Annotated in this window: 16 protein-coding genes; 10 read left to right on the forward strand and 6 right to left on the reverse strand. The window is 63.6% G+C overall.

Going from position 1 to position 18504, the window contains the following annotated elements; all coding sequences use genetic code 11:
* Window positions 1–447: 447 nt before the first annotated feature.
* The 7 genes from AIIKEEIJ_RS17400 (at window position 448) to AIIKEEIJ_RS17430 (ending at window position 5435) form a co-directional block, all read left to right on the forward strand.
* A complete protein-coding gene (locus AIIKEEIJ_RS17400) occupies window positions 448–639 on the forward strand; it encodes a hypothetical protein (RefSeq protein ID WP_006947253.1) in 192 nt (63 codons plus the stop codon).
* Window positions 640–665: 26 nt separating this feature from the next.
* The gene (locus AIIKEEIJ_RS17405; protein WP_029547350.1) at window positions 666–881 is read left to right on the forward strand and encodes a hypothetical protein; all 216 of its coding nucleotides are present in this window, start codon (window positions 666–668) and stop codon (window positions 879–881) included.
* A 77-nt stretch (window positions 882–958) separates the two neighbouring features.
* Window positions 959–1900, forward strand: coding sequence for a DUF3560 domain-containing protein (locus tag AIIKEEIJ_RS17410; RefSeq protein WP_043797410.1), 942 nt, complete (start codon window positions 959–961; stop codon window positions 1898–1900).
* Window positions 1901–1962: 62 nt separating this feature from the next.
* Window positions 1963–2358 carry a hypothetical protein gene (locus tag AIIKEEIJ_RS17415; RefSeq protein WP_048774146.1) on the forward strand — a complete coding sequence of 132 codons (396 nt, stop codon included), beginning with the start codon at window positions 1963–1965 and terminating at the stop codon, window positions 2356–2358.
* Window positions 2359–2841: 483 nt separating this feature from the next.
* Window positions 2842–3642 (forward strand): ParA family protein, encoded by an 801-nt coding sequence (locus tag AIIKEEIJ_RS17420; protein WP_029547347.1) that lies wholly within the window; start codon window positions 2842–2844, stop codon window positions 3640–3642.
* Window positions 3639–3980, forward strand: a complete 342-nt coding sequence (locus AIIKEEIJ_RS17425) for a hypothetical protein (protein WP_043797407.1) — start codon at window positions 3639–3641, stop codon at window positions 3978–3980. Before AIIKEEIJ_RS17420 ends, AIIKEEIJ_RS17425 begins: the two co-directional genes overlap by 4 nt.
* Window positions 3981–4430: 450 nt before the next feature.
* Window positions 4431–5435: a DUF4192 family protein gene (locus AIIKEEIJ_RS17430; RefSeq protein WP_161996230.1), complete on the forward strand. Its 1005-nt coding sequence runs from the start codon at window positions 4431–4433 to the stop codon at window positions 5433–5435.
* Window positions 5436–5665: 230 nt separating this feature from the next.
* Here the strand turns inward: AIIKEEIJ_RS17430 and AIIKEEIJ_RS17435 are convergent, their stop codons facing one another.
* The 3 genes from AIIKEEIJ_RS17435 to AIIKEEIJ_RS17445 all read right to left on the reverse strand — a co-directional run bounded on the left by AIIKEEIJ_RS17435 (window position 5666) and on the right by AIIKEEIJ_RS17445 (window position 6919).
* Window positions 5666–5950, reverse strand: coding sequence for a hypothetical protein (locus tag AIIKEEIJ_RS17435; protein ID WP_161996231.1), 285 nt, complete (start codon window positions 5948–5950; stop codon window positions 5666–5668).
* Window positions 5951–6259, reverse strand: coding sequence for a hypothetical protein (locus tag AIIKEEIJ_RS17440; protein ID WP_301916389.1), 309 nt, complete (start codon window positions 6257–6259; stop codon window positions 5951–5953). It lies immediately after the preceding gene.
* Window positions 6260–6484: 225 nt separating this feature from the next.
* Window positions 6485–6919 carry a hypothetical protein gene (locus AIIKEEIJ_RS17445; protein WP_161996232.1) on the reverse strand — a complete coding sequence of 145 codons (435 nt, stop codon included), beginning with the start codon at window positions 6917–6919 and terminating at the stop codon, window positions 6485–6487.
* A 249-nt stretch (window positions 6920–7168) separates the two neighbouring features.
* Between AIIKEEIJ_RS17445 and mobF the strand changes: the two genes are divergently transcribed.
* Window positions 7169–11599, forward strand: coding sequence for a MobF family relaxase (mobF, locus tag AIIKEEIJ_RS17450; protein WP_161996243.1), 4431 nt, complete (start codon window positions 7169–7171; stop codon window positions 11597–11599).
* Window positions 11600–11883: 284 nt separating this feature from the next.
* Here mobF and AIIKEEIJ_RS17455 read toward each other — a convergent pair whose 3' ends face one another.
* The 3 genes from AIIKEEIJ_RS17455 to AIIKEEIJ_RS17465 all read right to left on the reverse strand — a co-directional run bounded on the left by AIIKEEIJ_RS17455 (window position 11884) and on the right by AIIKEEIJ_RS17465 (window position 15177).
* A complete protein-coding gene (locus AIIKEEIJ_RS17455) occupies window positions 11884–12879 on the reverse strand; it encodes an ISAs1 family transposase (RefSeq protein ID WP_161996233.1) in 996 nt (331 codons plus the stop codon).
* 181 nt (window positions 12880–13060) lie between these two features.
* Window positions 13061–14047 carry a transglycosylase domain-containing protein gene (locus AIIKEEIJ_RS17460; RefSeq protein ID WP_338020972.1) on the reverse strand — a complete coding sequence of 329 codons (987 nt, stop codon included), beginning with the start codon at window positions 14045–14047 and terminating at the stop codon, window positions 13061–13063.
* Between the two features lie 302 nt (window positions 14048–14349).
* Complete coding sequence (locus AIIKEEIJ_RS17465) at window positions 14350–15177, reverse strand: hypothetical protein (RefSeq protein ID WP_161996235.1); 828 nt, start codon at window positions 15175–15177, stop codon at window positions 14350–14352.
* A 323-nt stretch (window positions 15178–15500) separates the two neighbouring features.
* Here AIIKEEIJ_RS17465 and AIIKEEIJ_RS17470 point away from each other — a divergent pair, with 323 nt between their 5' ends.
* The gene (locus AIIKEEIJ_RS17470; protein WP_161996236.1) at window positions 15501–16694 is read left to right on the forward strand and encodes a cutinase family protein; all 1194 of its coding nucleotides are present in this window, start codon (window positions 15501–15503) and stop codon (window positions 16692–16694) included.
* Window positions 16695–16912: 218 nt separating this feature from the next.
* Window positions 16913–18484, forward strand: coding sequence for an IS1634 family transposase (locus tag AIIKEEIJ_RS17475; protein WP_029547282.1), 1572 nt, complete (start codon window positions 16913–16915; stop codon window positions 18482–18484).
* The last annotated feature ends 20 nt before the right edge of the window (window positions 18485–18504 follow it).

Here is an 18504-nt window from a genome sequence, read left to right on the forward strand (position 1 = left end):
GCCTCGTTGGTCTCGGGGCCGGCAAACGTATGCTCCCGCGGCCGGCGGACGGTGCCCCCTCGCCCTGGCTAGGAGTGTGCCCCGGCTCGTCTGCCGTGTGTCGGCTCTACCGATCCCCGGGGGCTCCGCCCCCGGACCCCTGTCCCTCCCTCCCAAGGTTCCCGCTGCTCCGCGTGTACCGCGCCCGGTCGCCACCCACGGCCCTACCGGACCCGCCGACCACCGAGCAAGGGAAAACCCGCCCTTGCCCGGCAGTCACCGCGCCCGGTTCACCAGGGCGCACCGACCGACCGAGGTACCCGCTCCACCACCGCCATCGAACCACCCGTTACACCCGAAAAACCGCAGGTCAGACCCATAAAACGTGTGACCGGCATCACCAGAAAAGCACCGGAAAAGCACCAATGAAACATCGAAAAATCATCAAAACAGATGTAAACTAGAGGCATGGACAAGGAAGAGATCACCGCGAAGCTCCACAACCTCGGCCGCGACATCGATGCCCTGCTCGAGAACATCTCGACCGGCAAGGACATCTCCGTAGTCCTGGCCGAGTCCCGCGACACCAAGGCCGCCGCCCGTGCCGCAGGCATGACCGAGGACGAAATCAGCGCCGCAATCGAATCCGGCCTCAGCTGACCGACCACCCCGGAAGGAAAGACGCGATGACCACTCCCGCCCCCGTCCAGACACTCGAGCTTCCCGACCAGTGGTGCGACTACAACGGCTGCACCACCGAAGCCACCCACACCGACGGCGAGTGGGTCATGTGCCCCCACCACGAGGAACGCGCCTACCGGACCACCACCTACTGGCGGCCGATCCTCCGCTGGACCACCCGCCCCGGTCCCCACTGGCCGGTCTTCATCGCCGAGTACTGATCCACACTCCGCGCCGGTGGGGAGTCACCGCGACTCCCCACCGGCGCGCACTACCGACCCGAACAGGAAACGCGCACATGCTCACCATCACGCACACCCCCACAGCAGGCACGATCATCGACGGCACCAGCAAAGGCGACGGCACCGCCCCGATCCTCAAAACCGCAGGTTGGAAATGGGGACGCAGCATCACCGCCTGGTACATCCCGCACAGCCGCGACCGCGCCCCCCACCTCGCCCGCATCGAACACACCGCCGCCGCCCTGCGCGCCGCCGGATACGACGTCGAAACCGACATCGACACCACCCTCCGCGACGGCACCGACGCCCACCACGACCGCAACGAGCGTCTGACCGACCGCGCCGCCGCCCTCGCAGCCAAGGCCGAACGCAAGGCCACCGCCGCCGACGCCGCCCACGCACGCCACCACCACGCCTGTGCCGCACTGCCCGAAGGCGGAGAACCCATCAAAGTGGGACATCACAGCGAACGACGCCACCGCCGCGCCCTCGACCGCGCCCACACCACCGCCCGCGCCGCGATCGAAGCCGACGACGCCGCCCGCTCAGCCGCCGAATCCGCCCGCATCGCCGCCCGCAGCACCGATCACCGCTACACCCCCGCAGTGATCCACCGCCGCATCGAACGACAGAGCGCCGAACTACGCAGCATCGAACGCCACCTCACCAAGTACCGCGCTGCCGGACACACCGCCGAGACCAGCAACCACATACACCAGCTCGAACTCAACAAAGCCGAACTCGAGCGCGACATCGAATACTGGACCGCAGTACGCGCCGAACAGGACGCCACCGACGGCCCCAAGCTCTACAGCCGCGCCGACCTACGCCCCGGATGCTTCGTCAACTGCTCCGGCACCTGGCACAAGGTGATCCGAGTCAACGCAAAGTCGGTCACCGTCGCCACCGCCTACAGCTGGACCGACCGACTGCCCTACGACAAGATCACCGACGCCCGCGCCGAGGACGCCCACACCCCCATCCGCCCAGGTCAGTAACCCACAATCCGGCGGCCGCGACCCCCTCGCGGCCGCCGGTCCCCACTCGCCGCGAGGACGCCATGACCGCCGAATCCCTGTTCGCCGAGTGCATCATCCCCGGATGCACACAGCCCGTCACCGACGAACTCACCCCCTGCCAGACCTGCCGCACGATCTTCGGACCCATGCTGCAAGAAGCCGACCGACCCCCGAGCTACACCGCCGCCGACCTCGCAGAACGAGACGCAGGCACCGCCGCCGCCTACCGCATGATGCGCGCACTACCCACCGCGGCCCAGCGCAACGACCTGGACACCGAGCGAGAACGCCGCACAGCCGAACATGAGAAAGCCGCAGCACAGGAGCGCGGCGAAGCCGAAAAAGCGAACCAGACCTGCTGGCTCTGCGAAGAACGACGAACCTGCCTTCTCCGTCCCCAAGGGTGGGAATGCCGACAGTGCCGCGAGATCCGCTGACACACGGCCCGAGCCGGACGCCCCTCACGGCCCCGGCTCGGGCCGCCGCCATATCCGCCACACCCCTACGGTCTGCCGCCACCGCGAGGCCGGCCGAAAACCGAACCCGAAGGAGCGGCTGCGCCGCACAGACCCCACCGCCGACCACGAGCCGACGCGAATCCCAGCGGCCCCCTGTGCACGAGCCCCACCGATAGTGTTGGATGTTGGCTAGCGTCACGCACCAGCCGACAGGACTGGAAACCCCGCGAACGCAACCAGATTCAACCCACCACCCCCACCCCCAGTGGCAGCGGTGGCCGACGGCCAGGGCATCGAGCCCTGGCCGTCGCCGTTCCATCCACCACTGACATGAAAACCGCACCTGAACAGATGCAACACCACCCAGTCCGCAACAGTCACGAAACCGCCATCCGATAAGAACCAGAAAAGCACGCTTTATGAATCAGAAGTGATGTATTATTGCATCAGGAAAGGGAGGCCATGAGTTCGAAAGTCATTCTGATCGGCAACGAGAAGGGCGGGGTGGGCAAGACCACCACCGTACTCAACGTCGGTGAAGCCCTCGCCCGTGCCGGCGAAAAGGTGCTCCTGGTCGACCTCGATCCCTCCGGCAACCTCACCCACACCCTCACCAAGTTGCAGCCCGACCTCCGCGCCGCAGCGAAAGTGACCGCCGATCACATCGTCGATATAGACCCCGAGACCCGAAAGCCTGCCGCCGAGGCAATCCTCGATGCAGTACGCCCCGGCGTCGATCTCATCGCCGCCCCCACGAACGCGGCCCACCTCATCGGCGCCGAGAAGAACATCACCAACGATCCCATCGAAGGCCCCCACGTCCTGCGGGAATCACTCGAGCCGATCCGTGACCGCTACGACTACATCCTCATCGACTGCTCCCCCACGCGAAATGCCCTCGAGATGTGCGCGCTCGTAGCCGCTGACCAGCTCATCGTCCTCAACGAAGCGCACGACTTCAGCATCGCGGCCATGCAGGGCGTGACCTCGTACGCCCAGAGCATCAAGAAGCGGCACAACAGCACTCTGTGGGTCCGCGGCACCATCCTCAACAAGGTGCAGTCCGGAACAGTCCTCGCTCGCGCCTGGACCACTCAGTTCACCGAGGCCGGCATCCCCGTTCTCGGCAGCGTCCAATCCGCCGAGGCGATCAAGAGGGCCGTCAACGACGGGGTATCCCTCGCGGACACGAAGGACGGTTGGCGTCACGTCTGGGTCTATGACGACCTGGCCGCCACCATTACTCAAAGGAAGAAGTCATGAGCGACATCCGCAGCATGTTCGACGCCGAAGCTCCCGACGAGAAGGTCCCGGCACGGGCCGCAGCACCGAAGAAGATCGTGCAGCAGCCCACCTTGACCCGGCGCACGTTCACCCTCGCCGAATCCGTCATCGACGCTGCGACCAACGCTCAAAAGGGTCTGCGCGGTGTCTACCCCGGCGCGCACGGCAGTCTCAACAGCTTCATCGAGGCCGCCATCGCCGAGTACACCCACAAGCTCGAAGAGGAATACAACGGCGGCGAGCCCTTCCCCGAGGTGGAGAAGGTGCGCCGGCGCAAAGCCCGAGGCAGCAAGAACGACAGCACCGACGAGGACTGACCGCACCACAGTCCAACCGTTGAAGGCCCCGACCTCCTGGTCGGAGCCTTCGGTCTATGCAGGGTCCCGCCTACGGGCACAGAAACTCCCGGCCCGACCCACATCGCTCTACCGATCCCCGGGGGCTCCGCCCCCGGACCCCTGTCCCTCCCTCCCAAGGTTCCCGCTGCTCCGCGTGCACCGCGCCCGGTCGCCACCCACGGCCCTACCGGACCCGCCGACCACCGAGCAAGGGAAAACCCGCCCTTGCCCGGCAGTCACCGCGCCCGGTTCACCAGGGCGCACCGACCGACCGAGGTACCCGCTCCACCACCGCCACCGAACCACCCCGATACACCCGCAAAACCGCAGGTCAGACCCCAAAAACGTGTGACCAGCATCACCAGAAAAGCACCGGAAAAGCACCAATGAAACATCGAAAAAGCATCAACACAGATGTAAACTAGAGGCATGAACAACAACGAGAACGGCCCCGTTACCCGCCTCAACACCGCCCAGTTCATCGAAGGCATCCCCGCCTTCCTCGGCATGGTCCCGAACGAATCCCTCGTCATCGCCCTGTTCGATCCCCAGGGAACGACCGGCCCCTTCGCCCGCCTCGACCACGACAACGCCACCGCCATTGTCGCTCTCGACAAGCTCATGGCCGCCGCCGAATCCGCCGACTTCAACGCCACCATCGCCGCGCTCGTCAGCATCCACCCCAACGGCGACACCGCAGAGGAAACCCTTCTCGCCGCCACCCGCCACGCCTACACGCTCGGTCTGGCCGTGCCCATCGCCGCCGTCCTGCCCGAGTACACCGCCGGTGAGACCTTCTTCAACTTCCCCAGCGCCGAATCCGGCGAACTCGGCGACATCCTCGCGAGCACCGTTGCTGTCCTCGGAGTCATCGACGGCCGCGCACCCATTGCCCCCAGCCGCGACGCGCTCGCCGCCGAACTCGCACCCGCCGAAGACCTCGGAGTGTTGTTCGAGCGCCAGTGGGACGCGCGCCAGGCCCGCGCCCAGGCTCCCGAAATCACCGACGCCGCGAACCTCGAGACGCTGCGCGACGCGATCGAAGCACCCCGCGAGCTGACCTATCCCGAAGCCGTCGCCGTCGCGATCACCCTCACCGACAACCCCCGCGCCCGCGACGTGGCCCTGTACTTCTCCCGCAACGTCGCCGCCGTCGCCATCCTGACCGACGCCGCCCGCAAGACCTCCGGCTACGCCCGCTTTACGATCCTGTCCGTCCTCGCCGCCGTCGCCTACGCACACGGCTACGGAGTCCGCGCCGCCGTCGCCCTCGACGCCATCGAGAACGGAGTAGCCCACGAGACCCAGATCCCCAAGCTCGCGCTTCTCATCCGCCAAGTCGTCGACCACGGCCTGCACGCCAAAGGAGTGCAAGAAGTCCTCGAGGCCGGTCGAAACGTCCTCCCCGAGTTCGGATTCACCCCCGAGGACTGACAAACACCCCACGAGGCCCCGCACCGACCGGTGCGGGGCCTCGCCCTATCTCCAACTCACCAACGAACCCGCCCGCACCTTCCGCAGCGCGCAGGGCCGAGCTCAGGGCATCGAGCCCCTTCGCCCGACTTCTCCCGCAGCTCGCGCACGGATCCGCGCCACCGCGCCGGGACGACACCCAACCGCAGTGCGACGACCGTGCATCGTCACGGTGCGATTCAGGCGAGCCGTCAGAGAATGTCCGGCTTATCCGAGAAGCAGATGTCGATGCCGCGAGTGCGGGGTACGTCCAACACCGGTATGCCGGCGACCGCCGCATCGAGGGCCAGGTCCGAAATCGGCATCACCTCGAGCACGGCACCGAGCAAGGCCGCTTCCGCTTCACTGCGCTGCATAAGAACCCCTAACGTCTCCGAAACCGCCCCGACTTGCGTGCAACGGCCAACTCTCATCATCGAATATCCACCATGGCCGAACCAACCGCCTCGACACATCAGAAGACGATCGCCTGCCAACTACCACAGCGTTCCTTGCGCCCCGTCGTACAGGGCTGTCTCGATCGCGTGCTGATCCCAGCCATATCGCAAGACCGCCTCGCGCACCGCTCGTGAGCGTCGAGCACGTTCGGCACGGTCGGCGCCGAACCACAACCGCCGGCCCCCGCCGCGACCCTTACGCCCCATGTCCGCCATGTTCTCAGCGGCCGACGCGAGCACCACATGGGCAGCGAAGGCATCACCGTCGCCCGTGTTGACGCACAGCGGGTTGTCACAACGCCGGTGCATCGCCACTTCGTTGTCGTCGAGGCCACGTTCCAGCTCCACAGCGAGCGCGTAACGGTGCGGTCGCACCACGATCTGATGACCGTCTCGAGCTATCCAGAACCGTCCGTAGCCGTCGTCACCGAGTGCACCCACCCAGAGGTGACAGGAATCCAAGTCCGGTCCGTACACCACGCGTTGGAAGAAGCGAGTCCGTTCGATCTCGTCTCCTGGCTCCCACCGCACAGTGGCTCCGTCTCTGACCTCGCGCCGGTGCTTGCAGCCCGATCAGGAGCCGGAAGCAGCTACAGGCACGTCGGGCGTCGGTTCCTTCGCCTCACTGCCGCCCTCGCTCGATCCTTGTACGGGAGGCGTCGAGTCGTTGTTCTCTTCGGCCAGCTTCACCAACCGGCGCACCATCGCCACGTCCAGATCGACGAGTTCGGAGATCGAGGTCGCGGTCTCGCCCCGTCCAGCAACCTGCGCCAGCGACCTGCCCGCCGCGAGTTCGGCCGCAGCCTTCTTCTTCTCGAACTCCTCGTTCGCCTTGGCGATCGCCGCATCACGACGAACAGCGGCCTTGTCCACCTTCTCCAGCGACGCCAACGCGCGCTCGAGGTCGCGCTGGTTGTCACTGATCCGCTTGAGCAATTCAGCGCGCCGTTCCGACAGCTTCGACCGTGCCTGACTGCGTGCCGAGATCACCTTGGTCTCGTTGTGCACCGCATCCCCCGAACCACTCACTGCGACACCCTTCCCTTCTACAACAACTCACGCCGAGTCTAAACCAGCAACCCGACCAACCCCGTCGCTTCGCCGGAGCGGTCTGCGACCGCCAGCTACACCGATCTACATCGCACCGTATTCGGGCACCAGCAACAGAAGAAGGGGGACACACCTCTTGCAGTTTTACTGACATTCGGGATTCCCTCTCTCAACCTGCGCGTTCATACCGCTAAGATCGAGCCCGTGATGACCCTCCACGTCCTGCACGCAGCGGACGGCTACGAGTACCTGACACGTCAGGTCGCCACAGCCGACCGCGAGCGTGAACGTGGAGCAGAACTGACCGACTACTACACCGCGCACGGCACACCGCCCGGCGAATGGTTCGGCTCGGGAGTCGACGGTTTGAACGACCTTCTCGACGACATCCACGTCGAGAACGCCGACCGGACCTCCGTCGGCGATGTCGTCACCGAGGCGCAGATGAAGGCCCTGTTCGGCGAAGGACTTCACCCGAATGCCGACGCCCTGATCGCCGAACTCATCGACCGGGGCGTCCCCTCCGAGGACGCAATCCGGCTCGCCCGACTCGGACGGAAGTTCCCGACCTTCAAAAACAACGTCGAGCTGTTCGACCGACATGCGGCCGAAATTGCCGAGTACACCGACACCCACGGACACGCCCCGAGCCCGGACGAATCCGCTGCGATCCTCGACCGCATCGCCGGAGGAATGTTCCAGGACAAGCACGGCCGGCCGGTGGCGAACGAGGCCGAATTGCGGAACTGGATCGCTCACGAGAAGGGTAAAGTCCGCCACCCGGTAGCCGGCCACGACCTGGTGTTCACACCGCCCAAGAGCGTGTCGAGCCTGTGGGCACTGGCACCGAACGAGACGCGCATCGAGATCGAGCGCATCGTCGATGCCACGGTGAAAGACACCCTCCGGTGGCTCGAAGAGAACGCCTGCTTCACCCGCGTCGGCCGCAACGGCGAGGAGCAGATCGACACCAACGGCTTCGTCGCCACCCTCTACAAGCACTTCGATTCCCGCTGCGGGGACCCCAACCTGCACACCCACGCGGTCGTGTCGATCAAGACCCAAGGTGCCGAAGACGGCAAGTGGCGAGCCGTCGACGGATCGACAATGTTCCGCTTCGCCGTCGCCGCCTCGCAGCGATTCAACGCCGAAGTGATGCAACGCCTGAGCACCGAACTCGGCCTCGAGCTGACCCACCGCGAGATCGAGCAGGGCAAGCAACCCGTCGTCGAACTGGCCGCTATTCCCCGCAACATGCTCGAGATGTTCAGCTCCCGCCGCAGCGCCATCGAGGCCCGCCGCGACGAACTCGTGGCCGAGTACCGCGCCAAGTACCAGCGGATGCCCGCCGCCAAGACGATGTATCAGCTCTATCAGCAGGCCACTCTCGACACCCGAGAAGGCAAGGCCGACGCGAAATCACTCGCGGAGATGCGCGCAGAATGGCGCGAGAAAGCCGCCGAAATCCTCGGCGGAAACGAGGCCGTCGATCAGCTCGTCCGCGACGCCTTGGCTGCCGGTCACGCCCCGATGCCCCAGCGCCGCGGCCTCGACGACGACGCACACGACGTGATTACCAAGCTCGAATCCAAGCGCTCGCGGTGGCAACTGCCGCATATCGCCTCCGCTGTCCAGGCCCACCTCGGCGGCGAGACGTTCCCCGACCTGGATACCTACCGGACGGCAGTCGATCGACTCACCAGCCGGGTCATGGAGTTGTCGGTGACCACCCCACGGGTCGAACTGCCCGCGATCCCGAGGCGTCTGCGCCGACGTAATGGCGACTTCGTTCTGTCCCACCACGGCAGCCACAAGCACAGCTCCCAGCGCATCCTCGACGCCGAAACGATGCTCGTATCGGCCACCAGCGAACCCACCGTCTTCACCGCCCGCACCGCCTCGATCCACGAGGTGTACGAGACGATGCGCGCCGAGACCGGACGCAACCTCAACGCCGGCCAGCGCACCTTGACCGAGCACTTCCTGCAATCCGGGGCACTGCTGGCCGTCGGTGTCGGACCCGCAGGAACCGGCAAGACCACCAGCATGAAAGCCGTCGTGCAGGCATGGCAGAGCGAAGGCCGGGGCGTCATAGCCCTCGCACCCTCCGCGGTCGCCGCCGAAACACTCGGCGAAGAAGTCGGCGTCACCGGCCTGACCCTGGCCTCCCTGACCTACCCCTGGCGCGGTCTCGTCGGCAGTCGCCCCGGCACACTTCCGGCCGGCATCGACATCGCACCGGGCACGATGCTGCTCGTCGACGAAGCATCCCTTGCCTCCACCCTCGACCTCGCCGCCGTCGTCGAGATCGCCAAGGAACGTGGCGCAGTCGTCCGCCTGCTCGGTGACCCGGCCCAACTCGACGCTGTAGAGACCGGCGGAATTCTGCGCTATCTGGCGCAGAACACCGACGCTCCCGAACTCGACACCGTGGTCCGATTCGGCAACGACACCGCCCAAGCCGAAAACTCGATGCTGCTGCGATCCGGTGACTCCACCGGCCTGGACCTGATCTACGAACGCGATCTCGTGCGCGAAGGAACGCGCGAAGAAATGATCGGCCAGGCCGTCGAGAACTACCTCCACGACCTCGCCGACGGCAAAGAATCCATCGTCATGCTGCCCACCCGCGAGGACGTCACGGCAGCCAACATCCAAGTCCAGGCCGTGCGCCGCCACGACGGAACCAGCGACGAATCCACCACCGTCGCCCTCGCCGACGAACTCACCGCCGGCCGCGGCGACATCGTGCTCACCCGCAGCAACCGCCGCGATCTGAACCCCTCCGGCGGAAAGAAAGCCGGAGCGTTCGTGCGAAACGGTGATCTGTGGGAAGTGCTCGATGTCGTGTCCGACCGCGGCGCTCTGACCGTCCGGCACCTCGAACACGGCGGCGTCATCACCCTGCCGGCCGACTACATCAGCAGCCACGTGCAACTCGGCTACGCCTCCACCGTGCACCGCGCCCAGGGCGTCACGGTCGACACCGCCCACGCCATCATCACCCCCGACATGGACCGCTCCGGGCTGTATGTGGCCGTCACCCGCGCCCGGACCGACAACCGGATCTACGTCCCGGTCGACGTGCCCGTGGGTCTCGACACCGAGCGTCCGCACCTGGAAGACAAGAACGTCTCCACCGGCCGGATGATCCTCGAGACCGTCGTCGCCACCGACAACGGCCACCGCACCGCCACCGAAGAACTCGCGGAACAAGCCGCCCACGCCACCGACCCGGAGCGGCTGCGCGAGGCATATCTGGCCGCCCAACGCCGCCTCCGCGACGGCGCACTCGAGATCGAGATGCGCCGCACCCTGCCCGAACACATCGCGGCCACCATCGAAGGCACCGAGGGATGGGCACAGCTTCGCCAGGTCCTCGCCGACGCCCATGACCACGGCCACAGCACCCGCACACTACTCGGACACGCACTCGCCGAAGGCCCCCTCGCCGGAGCGAAGGACATCGGATCGGTCCTCGCCCACCGCACCCGCGCAATTGTCGGCCAGTTCACCGAACACCCGACATTGCCGCCGCTACCGATTCGCGACCCGCTCCACACCGACGCGGAAATGCACGACTTCGCGGTCGAATGCGCCCGCCGCTACACCGAGACCACCGACCGCGCCGCGACCGCAGACACCGGCATCGGCGAAGTCATCCGCCGCTACCGCGACACCTCCGCACTCCTCGAGACGCAGAGAGTTCGCACCCTCGCCACCGCTGCACTCGGAGAAGAACTCGGTGCCCGCATCGCCGAAGAATCCTCCGCACGACTGCTCGCCCGCCAGCTCCACCGCGCCGCCCAAGCCGGCGTCGACCCGATCAACCTGCTCACCTGGCACCACGAACGCCTGGCCGAAAACGGCGTCGACACCACCGCGGCCGCGCTGCGATCCGACATGGCCAAACCCCTGACCGAGCTGATCGCCCGCCGCAACACCGCATGGCTCACCGAACACGAAGAGACCATCGCCGAACACCTGCCCACGCTCGCATTGCAGACCGACGACGAACGCGCCCAGACCATCGCCGGACGCATCGAACATCTCCACCACCTCAGCGGAACGAGCATCGAAGAAGTCGTGGCCGACCTGGCAGAGCGGGCCGGAGCCACCGCCCTAGCGACCACGCTGCTCGCCGAACTCGACCGCATCGCCGCCGACGGCCGAGACCTCACGAACCCCGACGCACCCAAATGGGTCGTCGCACCCGTGTCCGACGCCGACCAAATCGCCCCCGAACTCGCCGCCACGATCCGCGAGGACTACCAGGCCATCGCCGAACTCCACCGCGACTACCGCGACCAGCTCACCGACGACACCGCACCGATCTGGGCGCACTCGAGCCTCGGTGCCTGCCCCAACGATCCCGAGCACGCTGTCCTGTGGCGGGCCACCATCGCGGACGCGGCTGCCTACCGCAGTGCCCACCACGTCACCGACGAGGACACCCTCGCCGGGGGTCGACCGAAGGATCGCCGCGCCGCACTCGACTGGGTCCACGTCGAGCGTGAGCACACGCAGCTGCGTGAACAGCAAGAACGTTCGCAGAACACGCGGTACGTAGGGCGCCGTCGGCAACCCGAACCGCAGGTCGACCTCGGGCACGTCGAACAACGTCCGCGACGGGTGTAGTTGCCAGGTCTGCCAGCGGTTGTGCACCGCTCGCTCTACCGGGATGGTTGTACGGGGCCCAGGGTGCCGTAGTTGTTGACTTCCGCAGCCGTGACCAGCATCTTCAAGCTCTCAAGACCAGGTCGACCGCGCGATGAGGGTTGGCCGCCAGCCGCCGGCAGGCCCGGGCGATGTTCGTATGCCCGGCCCGACGATGCAGACTGACCACCACGTTCCGCAACGTCGCCATCACCTGCGGACCATGACCGGTGCGGACGGTGGACCGGTCCTCATCGAACGTCACATCACGCACGTAATGGAGTTTGTTCTCTATGTGCCAATGCCCGCGGATCCACGATGCCAGCAGCTTCGGAGGTGCCTGCTCGCACGGCAGTGAACAGATCGCGTACACCAACCTCGACCTTCCACACGCCGCCACCGAGTACGCGCCGTCGCCGAGTGATCTGAATTGCCTGCTGCGCGTACGGAAACCGCAAACCCCGGGTCACGGTGACGATCTTGTAGCTGCGGTGCTCCTCCCGGCCGTGACCGCGCTCGACCGGATCCGACCACACCACCGGCACCTGCTCCCACGGCTGGTCCCGAACCCGGGCGAGCAGGCCCGGCTGGTTCGCCTTGACGACCATGACGTACTCGGCCCGGCACTGCTCACGCAGGCACCGGGCGGTCGCCCTCTGCGTGTGCATCGCATCCATGGTCACCACCGCTCCGGCGACATCGAGTCCGCGCACCAGCTGTCGGACCGTGGGGATCTCGTTGCTCTTGTCGGCGGTGCGGCACTGTCCGAGCACGACGGTGTCGCCGTGGGTGACCGCCGACACCAGATGCGGAGCCACCCGGTCCGCGGTGCGGGCGCCGCGGACCGTCTTGCCGTCCACCGCCACGACCACTCTTCCGCCCTCGGTGCCAGCGGTTGCGGCCAGGTGCCGGCCGAGCACTCGGTCCAAAGCGTCACCGTCGATCCGGCCGAACACCTGACGGATCGTGGCCTCACTCGGAACACGGAATCGAATACCGCACCGCTGCAAAACCTTCTGGGGTGCAGCGGCCGCCCAGTCGGCGATGGCGTAGAACGAGCGGGCACCGGCGGCGACCGCGCACAATGCCACGGCGATCAGGGACGGCAACCGGTAGCGGCGACCGCGCCGAGCACGCGGATCGGGCACCTCCTCGAGCGCGACGAGCAATTCCGACATCCGCATGTCGTCGGCGACGACCCGGCTCGACCGGGCCAGCTGGTCAAGACAGGGGTCGATCGGGGACACTGTCCCGGCGGGCATGGGTGACTCCTCGTGGACGATCTGGATGCGTAAGACACACCCATGATCAATCCCTGTCCCCATGCCCGCTCAACCGGCCCGGACAGCACGTCCCATAGACCGAAGCCCCCAGGTCACGGGGCCGGTAGTCAACAACTACGGCGCCCTGGGTTAGGTAATCAGGTCAATTATCAGTTATCGGCTACTCGTACTCGGTGCTCCAACGCGCGCCTTCTGCGGCAAGACGGCGTGCGACACTTTCAGGCATAGTCGAACAACTGTCTTCATGGATGGACGGGTAATTGTCGGACGCCGAATCGGTAATTCCTACTGTGGCGGTCATGTTTTCCCATCCTCCCATATACTCAAAGGAGTATGGAATAACAGCATGGGCCCGCCATATAGTTTCGAGTAAGTCTATATCGACAAAGTTAATATTAGTGTCGATTCCCCCGCCTTGCGCGCGAATTGCGTCTTCACCGGCCGGGAGTAGGCCGGCAATCCACGCCGCAGTTTTAACACTGCCGTCCCATGGAGGTCTATTGAAATAGTACCAGGAAGCCGCGCAGATGCCGTACAAATTAGGACCAAACTGTGCGTAGTTAAGATACAATTCCAGTTGTCGTTTATCGCCAAGGATCAGGTTGAAGGGGTAAGAAAGTACGGCTTCAACGCCTTTCCTTGAAGCTTGGACAAATGTCGAATCGCCGCGGATCATGAAAATATTCTTCACAAGCTGCTGCGGAATGCTCGAGCCATGCGGGTCATTGTCGGGGATATCGTCCAGGAACGCCTCAATCCGTTCTATGAAGTCACCCACGTGAAACGGTCCTACTCGATGCCCTAATTCGGTATCTTCGTGGAATAGAACGCCTGCCACATAGTACCTGCTAATGTATTCCAAAGGGACATATTCATACACCGTTTCTCCGGGTGCCTCGTCAGAGAGCATAAATGTGGTGCGCGGCGGCGCCACATAACGGTAGAAGCCGGCAATAATACTAATTACGATAAAGAATATTAATAGTGCCTTTAGGGCGTAAGTAGCAGCTTTTCTGACTGCTCGCCAAAACTTTCCCTGCCTTGGCAGAGGTAGGCGACTCCGCTGTCCCGTTGGCGGGTATGGGATATCTGGGGTTGACGGGCTCAGTGGTTCACGAGGGGGGTCCTGAACCACTGGTTGAGACATTGGGAGAGGATTCGTTTCTCTGGGAGGAACGACAGCGAACGGGTCGAATTCTCCTCGCTGCGAAGGGGGGATCTCGTTAGATTCTGGAAAATGATTCACAATAGTTCCAATGAGGTCCGGGACCGGTAGCGAACTTGATGGTCAAAAGTTAAAATTTAACGCCCGCTCAACCAGGTGATTAGGTGTGAGCGGAACAATTGTATTCATATATTGCGTGAACGAGAAGAGAGCGAGCCGGCCTCGCTGAGGATGCATCGACCCGCAGCAGCGCAGGTAGTGTCGATTTGAAAGTTTGAAAAAAACTATTCGATTCCGACCGCTTCGGATTTTTTCAATTGGCGCGCACGATTTTCCAATTCATCGATCATATCGTCGATATGATTAGTTTTGTATCTAAATTCTTCATCAGATACGGCCTCGGTCATGGTCATAAATATAGAGGTAAATGCCACTGCGGCAGAGTTCCACTCCTTCTTGCGTCCTGTATGGAATGGATCGGTCATCCGTGCGGGTATATCCAGGTCAGGCGATCGCCCGGCATCTGCATTCTTCGGAAAGTTCGCCCCTCTGATTACTAGCCCCTCCATTGCGGCGGCTCCGGTTGCCGAAAGATATGCATATGGGTGGCGTCCAGATTCGGGGTCGCTTTGGAATTCAGGCAGGATGCGCCTGCCAAGGACTTTCCCTATGGATTCATAGAATGTCGCCAGTGCTGTTAAGTAATCACCCTCAGACTGGGCAATGGCTGATTGTAGATTGGTTTTAACAGGTTCAGGGTACGAAATTGCTGTCGCGGCGAGGGCGAGATAGGTTCTCCAGCGATTATTTTCCTTTAGGTTCTTATAGTTTACTGTGGCCCCCCGGCGGCATACTTCCACCATAACTGCGTACCGCCCTGGCATAGTTTCCAAGATATTAGGGTTTTCGCGCAACTCGTTTTTCAGTGTGTCCAGAGCAACGTCGAGCGTATCTCCATCGAACACGGCAGGGTTTGATGACTGAGACCCTCCAAGCTCATATAGCAACTCATTAAAAAAATCCTCACGATTTGGCCATACCCGATAAACAGCACTCCTTGGTATTCCCGCGCTGAAGGCGATCGAGTCGAGCGAAATGTGTTGAAGGCTCACTGTGAGCCCGTGGGTTCGAACCATCTCGGTTGCAGTGCTCAGCATCTCGTGTCGGACTTGTGCAGAGCTACGCCGCTTGGTGCCACGCGAACTGGGATCCATAGGATTGTTCATCGATACCCCTCGTTGAGACACCGTGTCCGGTGTCCGGTGTTGACCTACTTGGAGACGTCATTTAGTATCTGTAGCCTACGGCAGTAGCCCTTCGCAATAGAACGACCGGCGCAGACGAGTCCTTACTCCTCGGCACCGCAGTTGGCGAACTTCCCTATAGGGACAGTTCATCTAGCCCAGTGATGGCCCTACATAGAGGGGGACTTGAAATGACTGCTGCTCCACAGGCCACGCGGACTGTCGCCTTTGTCCTGATCTCAAGCCTACTGGCGACACTCTTCGTCCTGTTCGGCGTAGGCCCTGCCCAGGCCGAACCAGCCAATCGGTTTCCGATCGATTGGACAGACATCGGCATCCACCCCCGCCAGGCACCGGCGATGTCCGCGGAGCATGCCGGTCCCGCGCTCATGGACGGAACCCTTGTCAGCCACATTTGTGAGGTGGCCGGCGAACCCGTATACAACGGGCAGGAAACGATCGACGTCTGGGCTCTTACCGAATACGGTTGGCTCCCGACCGCGTGGATCAACACCGGTTACGACGGATGGACGCCAAACGTACCCGACTGCGGCGAGATGACGTCAAACGAGGAATCGACCCAACCGGGATGCGTGCCGTACATCGTTGTGGGCGTACCCGGATCCCATCAAGGAGCACTGCAGGAGGAGAACTTGGGCTCTAGCGACGAGCAGTCGCGGCTAGGTCCTGAAGTTCACGCTGTGGTCGAAGCTATGCGGGCCGAGGGCCTGGAGCTCGGTGTTGCGGCCGTCGCCTATCCCGCACTACTCAATACAGTTACCGCCAAGGCTATGTACAACCTCTCGTCCTACAAGGAATCAAAGGACAAGGGATACAGCGCTACCTACGACCTACTGAAGGTTCTCGCTCGGGAATGCCCCAACTCGAAGTTCTTTCTCATCGGATATTCGCAGGGCGCGCACATCGTAGGGGACGTGGCACAGACGATTTACCACGAGGGCGGACCCGTTGACCGTAACCGGATCGCTGGTGTCGTGCTACTCGCTGATCCCGCGTTTAACTCTTCGTCCCCTGGAGCGGAAGAATTTGTCGCTAATGGCTCAGCGCTGTCGTACTCACCGGTGGATTCGCAGGATATAACTGGAAGCCTGGGAACTCGAGCCGCATTTCCGTCGGACGCGCGTGTATTCTCGGTATGCATCCAATCAGATCCTGTGTGCAACCTGAGTGCTCTCAACCTTCCAGCGGAGGGCACGCACGTGTTCATACATGCTCCATTGGATGCGATGCTGGGCGCACAAGGCGAGGGTCCGCCTTCGAATGTCCACGGAATCTACGACGACGCACCGATCCTGGAATGGGGCGTTGAGAGTCTGGCGCAGTTCGCGGGCAGCATGATCGCAAGTACGTACACCGGAAGTTAACGAGCCGGGAACCGCAGGCTCAGATTAGGGCATATCAGATCAAATGTATCCGATATGCCCTAAACTTCTGACTGCGTACCGCTTGCCGATGTCTACCCTGAGTTAGGCCTGAGTTGCACCAGGTTGGCCGATTCTCGGGACGGATCCGGCGTTTGTGCTGGTGACAGCGGTGCGGGTTCGGGAAATGGCACACTAACGGCTCGGTAGACTCCCGCTCTGTGGCTGCCTACATCCGCAAAGTCCGCACCGCGTCGGGCGCGACCGCGGTGCAGATCGCAGCTAAGCAAGGCCGCCGAGACAAGGTGCTCGAGCACCTCGGCTCGGCGCATACCGACAGTGAACTCGCCGCTCTGCTCGAGACCGCCCGCGAGAAACTTCTTGCCGGCCAGCAGCAACTCGATCTCGACCTGGGGGCGGGTACCGGCGGGGCATCGGTGATCACCGGCAAGCGTTCCCGCTGGCTGATCGAGGTCATCGACACCGCGTGGCAGCACCTCGGGTTCGATGTGATCGACAACGAGGCGTTCTTCCAGCTGGTGGCAGCCCGCATCGTCGAAGCGACCTCGGTCAGCGACACGGGTCGCGTGCTCGGCGAGATCGGCATCGTCCCCGCACACCGCAACACGTTCGTGCGGACCCTGCAGCGCTGCACCGAGCATGGCTACCGTGACCGGATCGCGCAGCGCTGCTTCGAACACGCCGCCGCCGCGGGCGACCTGAACCTATTGCTCTACGACGTTACGACCTTGTACTTCGAGGCAGAGAAGGAAGACGAACTGCGCAAGGTCGGGTACTCGAAGGAACGTCGGGTGGACCCGCAGATCGTCGTCGGGCTGCTGGTCGACCGCACCGGATTCCCTTTGGAAATCGGTTGTTTCGAAGGAAACCACGCCGAGACCCGCACGATCGTGCCGATCGTGCGCCAGTTCCAGGCTCGTCACAATATCGAGGGCGTGGAGATGGTCATCGCTGCCGACGCCGGCATGCTGTCCGCCTCGAATCTGAAAGACCTCGATGCTGCCGGACTGAAGTTCATCGTCGGTTCCCGGGTGATGAAAGCACCCTCGGATCTGGCCAGTCATTTCCACTGGAACGGCGACGTGTTCACCGACGGCCAGGTCATCGACACGGTCACCCCGCGACACGCAAAGAGCGTGGTCAACGATGTCAACCGTCGTGCCGAGCCGGTGTGGGACCCCGCCGACACGTCAGCGTGGCGAGCGATCTGGGCGTACTCGGCCAAACGCGCCGTGCGGGACAACCAGACGTTGAACGCTCAGGAAGCTCGGGCGAAGGCCGTCATCGACGGCACCCGAGCTGCACGATCGCCGCGGTTCGTCAAGACCACCGCGAAGGGCAAGACCCTCGATACGGCGGGCATCGCCCGGGCCCGTTCCCTTGTCGGGCTCAAAGGCTACGCCACGAACCTTCCTGCGCACGTGATGAACCCGCATGAGGTGATGGCGAAGTATCACGACCTGTGGCAGGTCGAGCAGTCGTTTCGGATGTCGAAGACCGACCTGCGGGCCCGGCCGATCTTCAGTCACACCCGGGATGCGATCGAGGCGCACCTGACCATCGTGTTCGCTGCGTTGGCGATCTCACGCTATCTGCAGGACGAGACCGGGATGTCCATCCGGAAGATCGTGCGGACCCTGCGTCCACTGCAGGAAATCACAATCTCGATCGCCGGCCACGAGCACACCGCCCTCGATCCACTCACCGCCGACGCCGCGAGCATCCTCGATTCCCTCGAAATCTCGAATCGTCGATCAGGGTTGGCACACTAAACTGGTGCAACTCAGGTTAG

Origin of the sequence: Rhodococcus sp. YH1 (assembly GCF_009939605.1) — a bacterium.
GTDB classification, from domain to species: Bacteria; Actinomycetota; Actinomycetes; order Mycobacteriales; family Mycobacteriaceae; genus Rhodococcus; species Rhodococcus aetherivorans.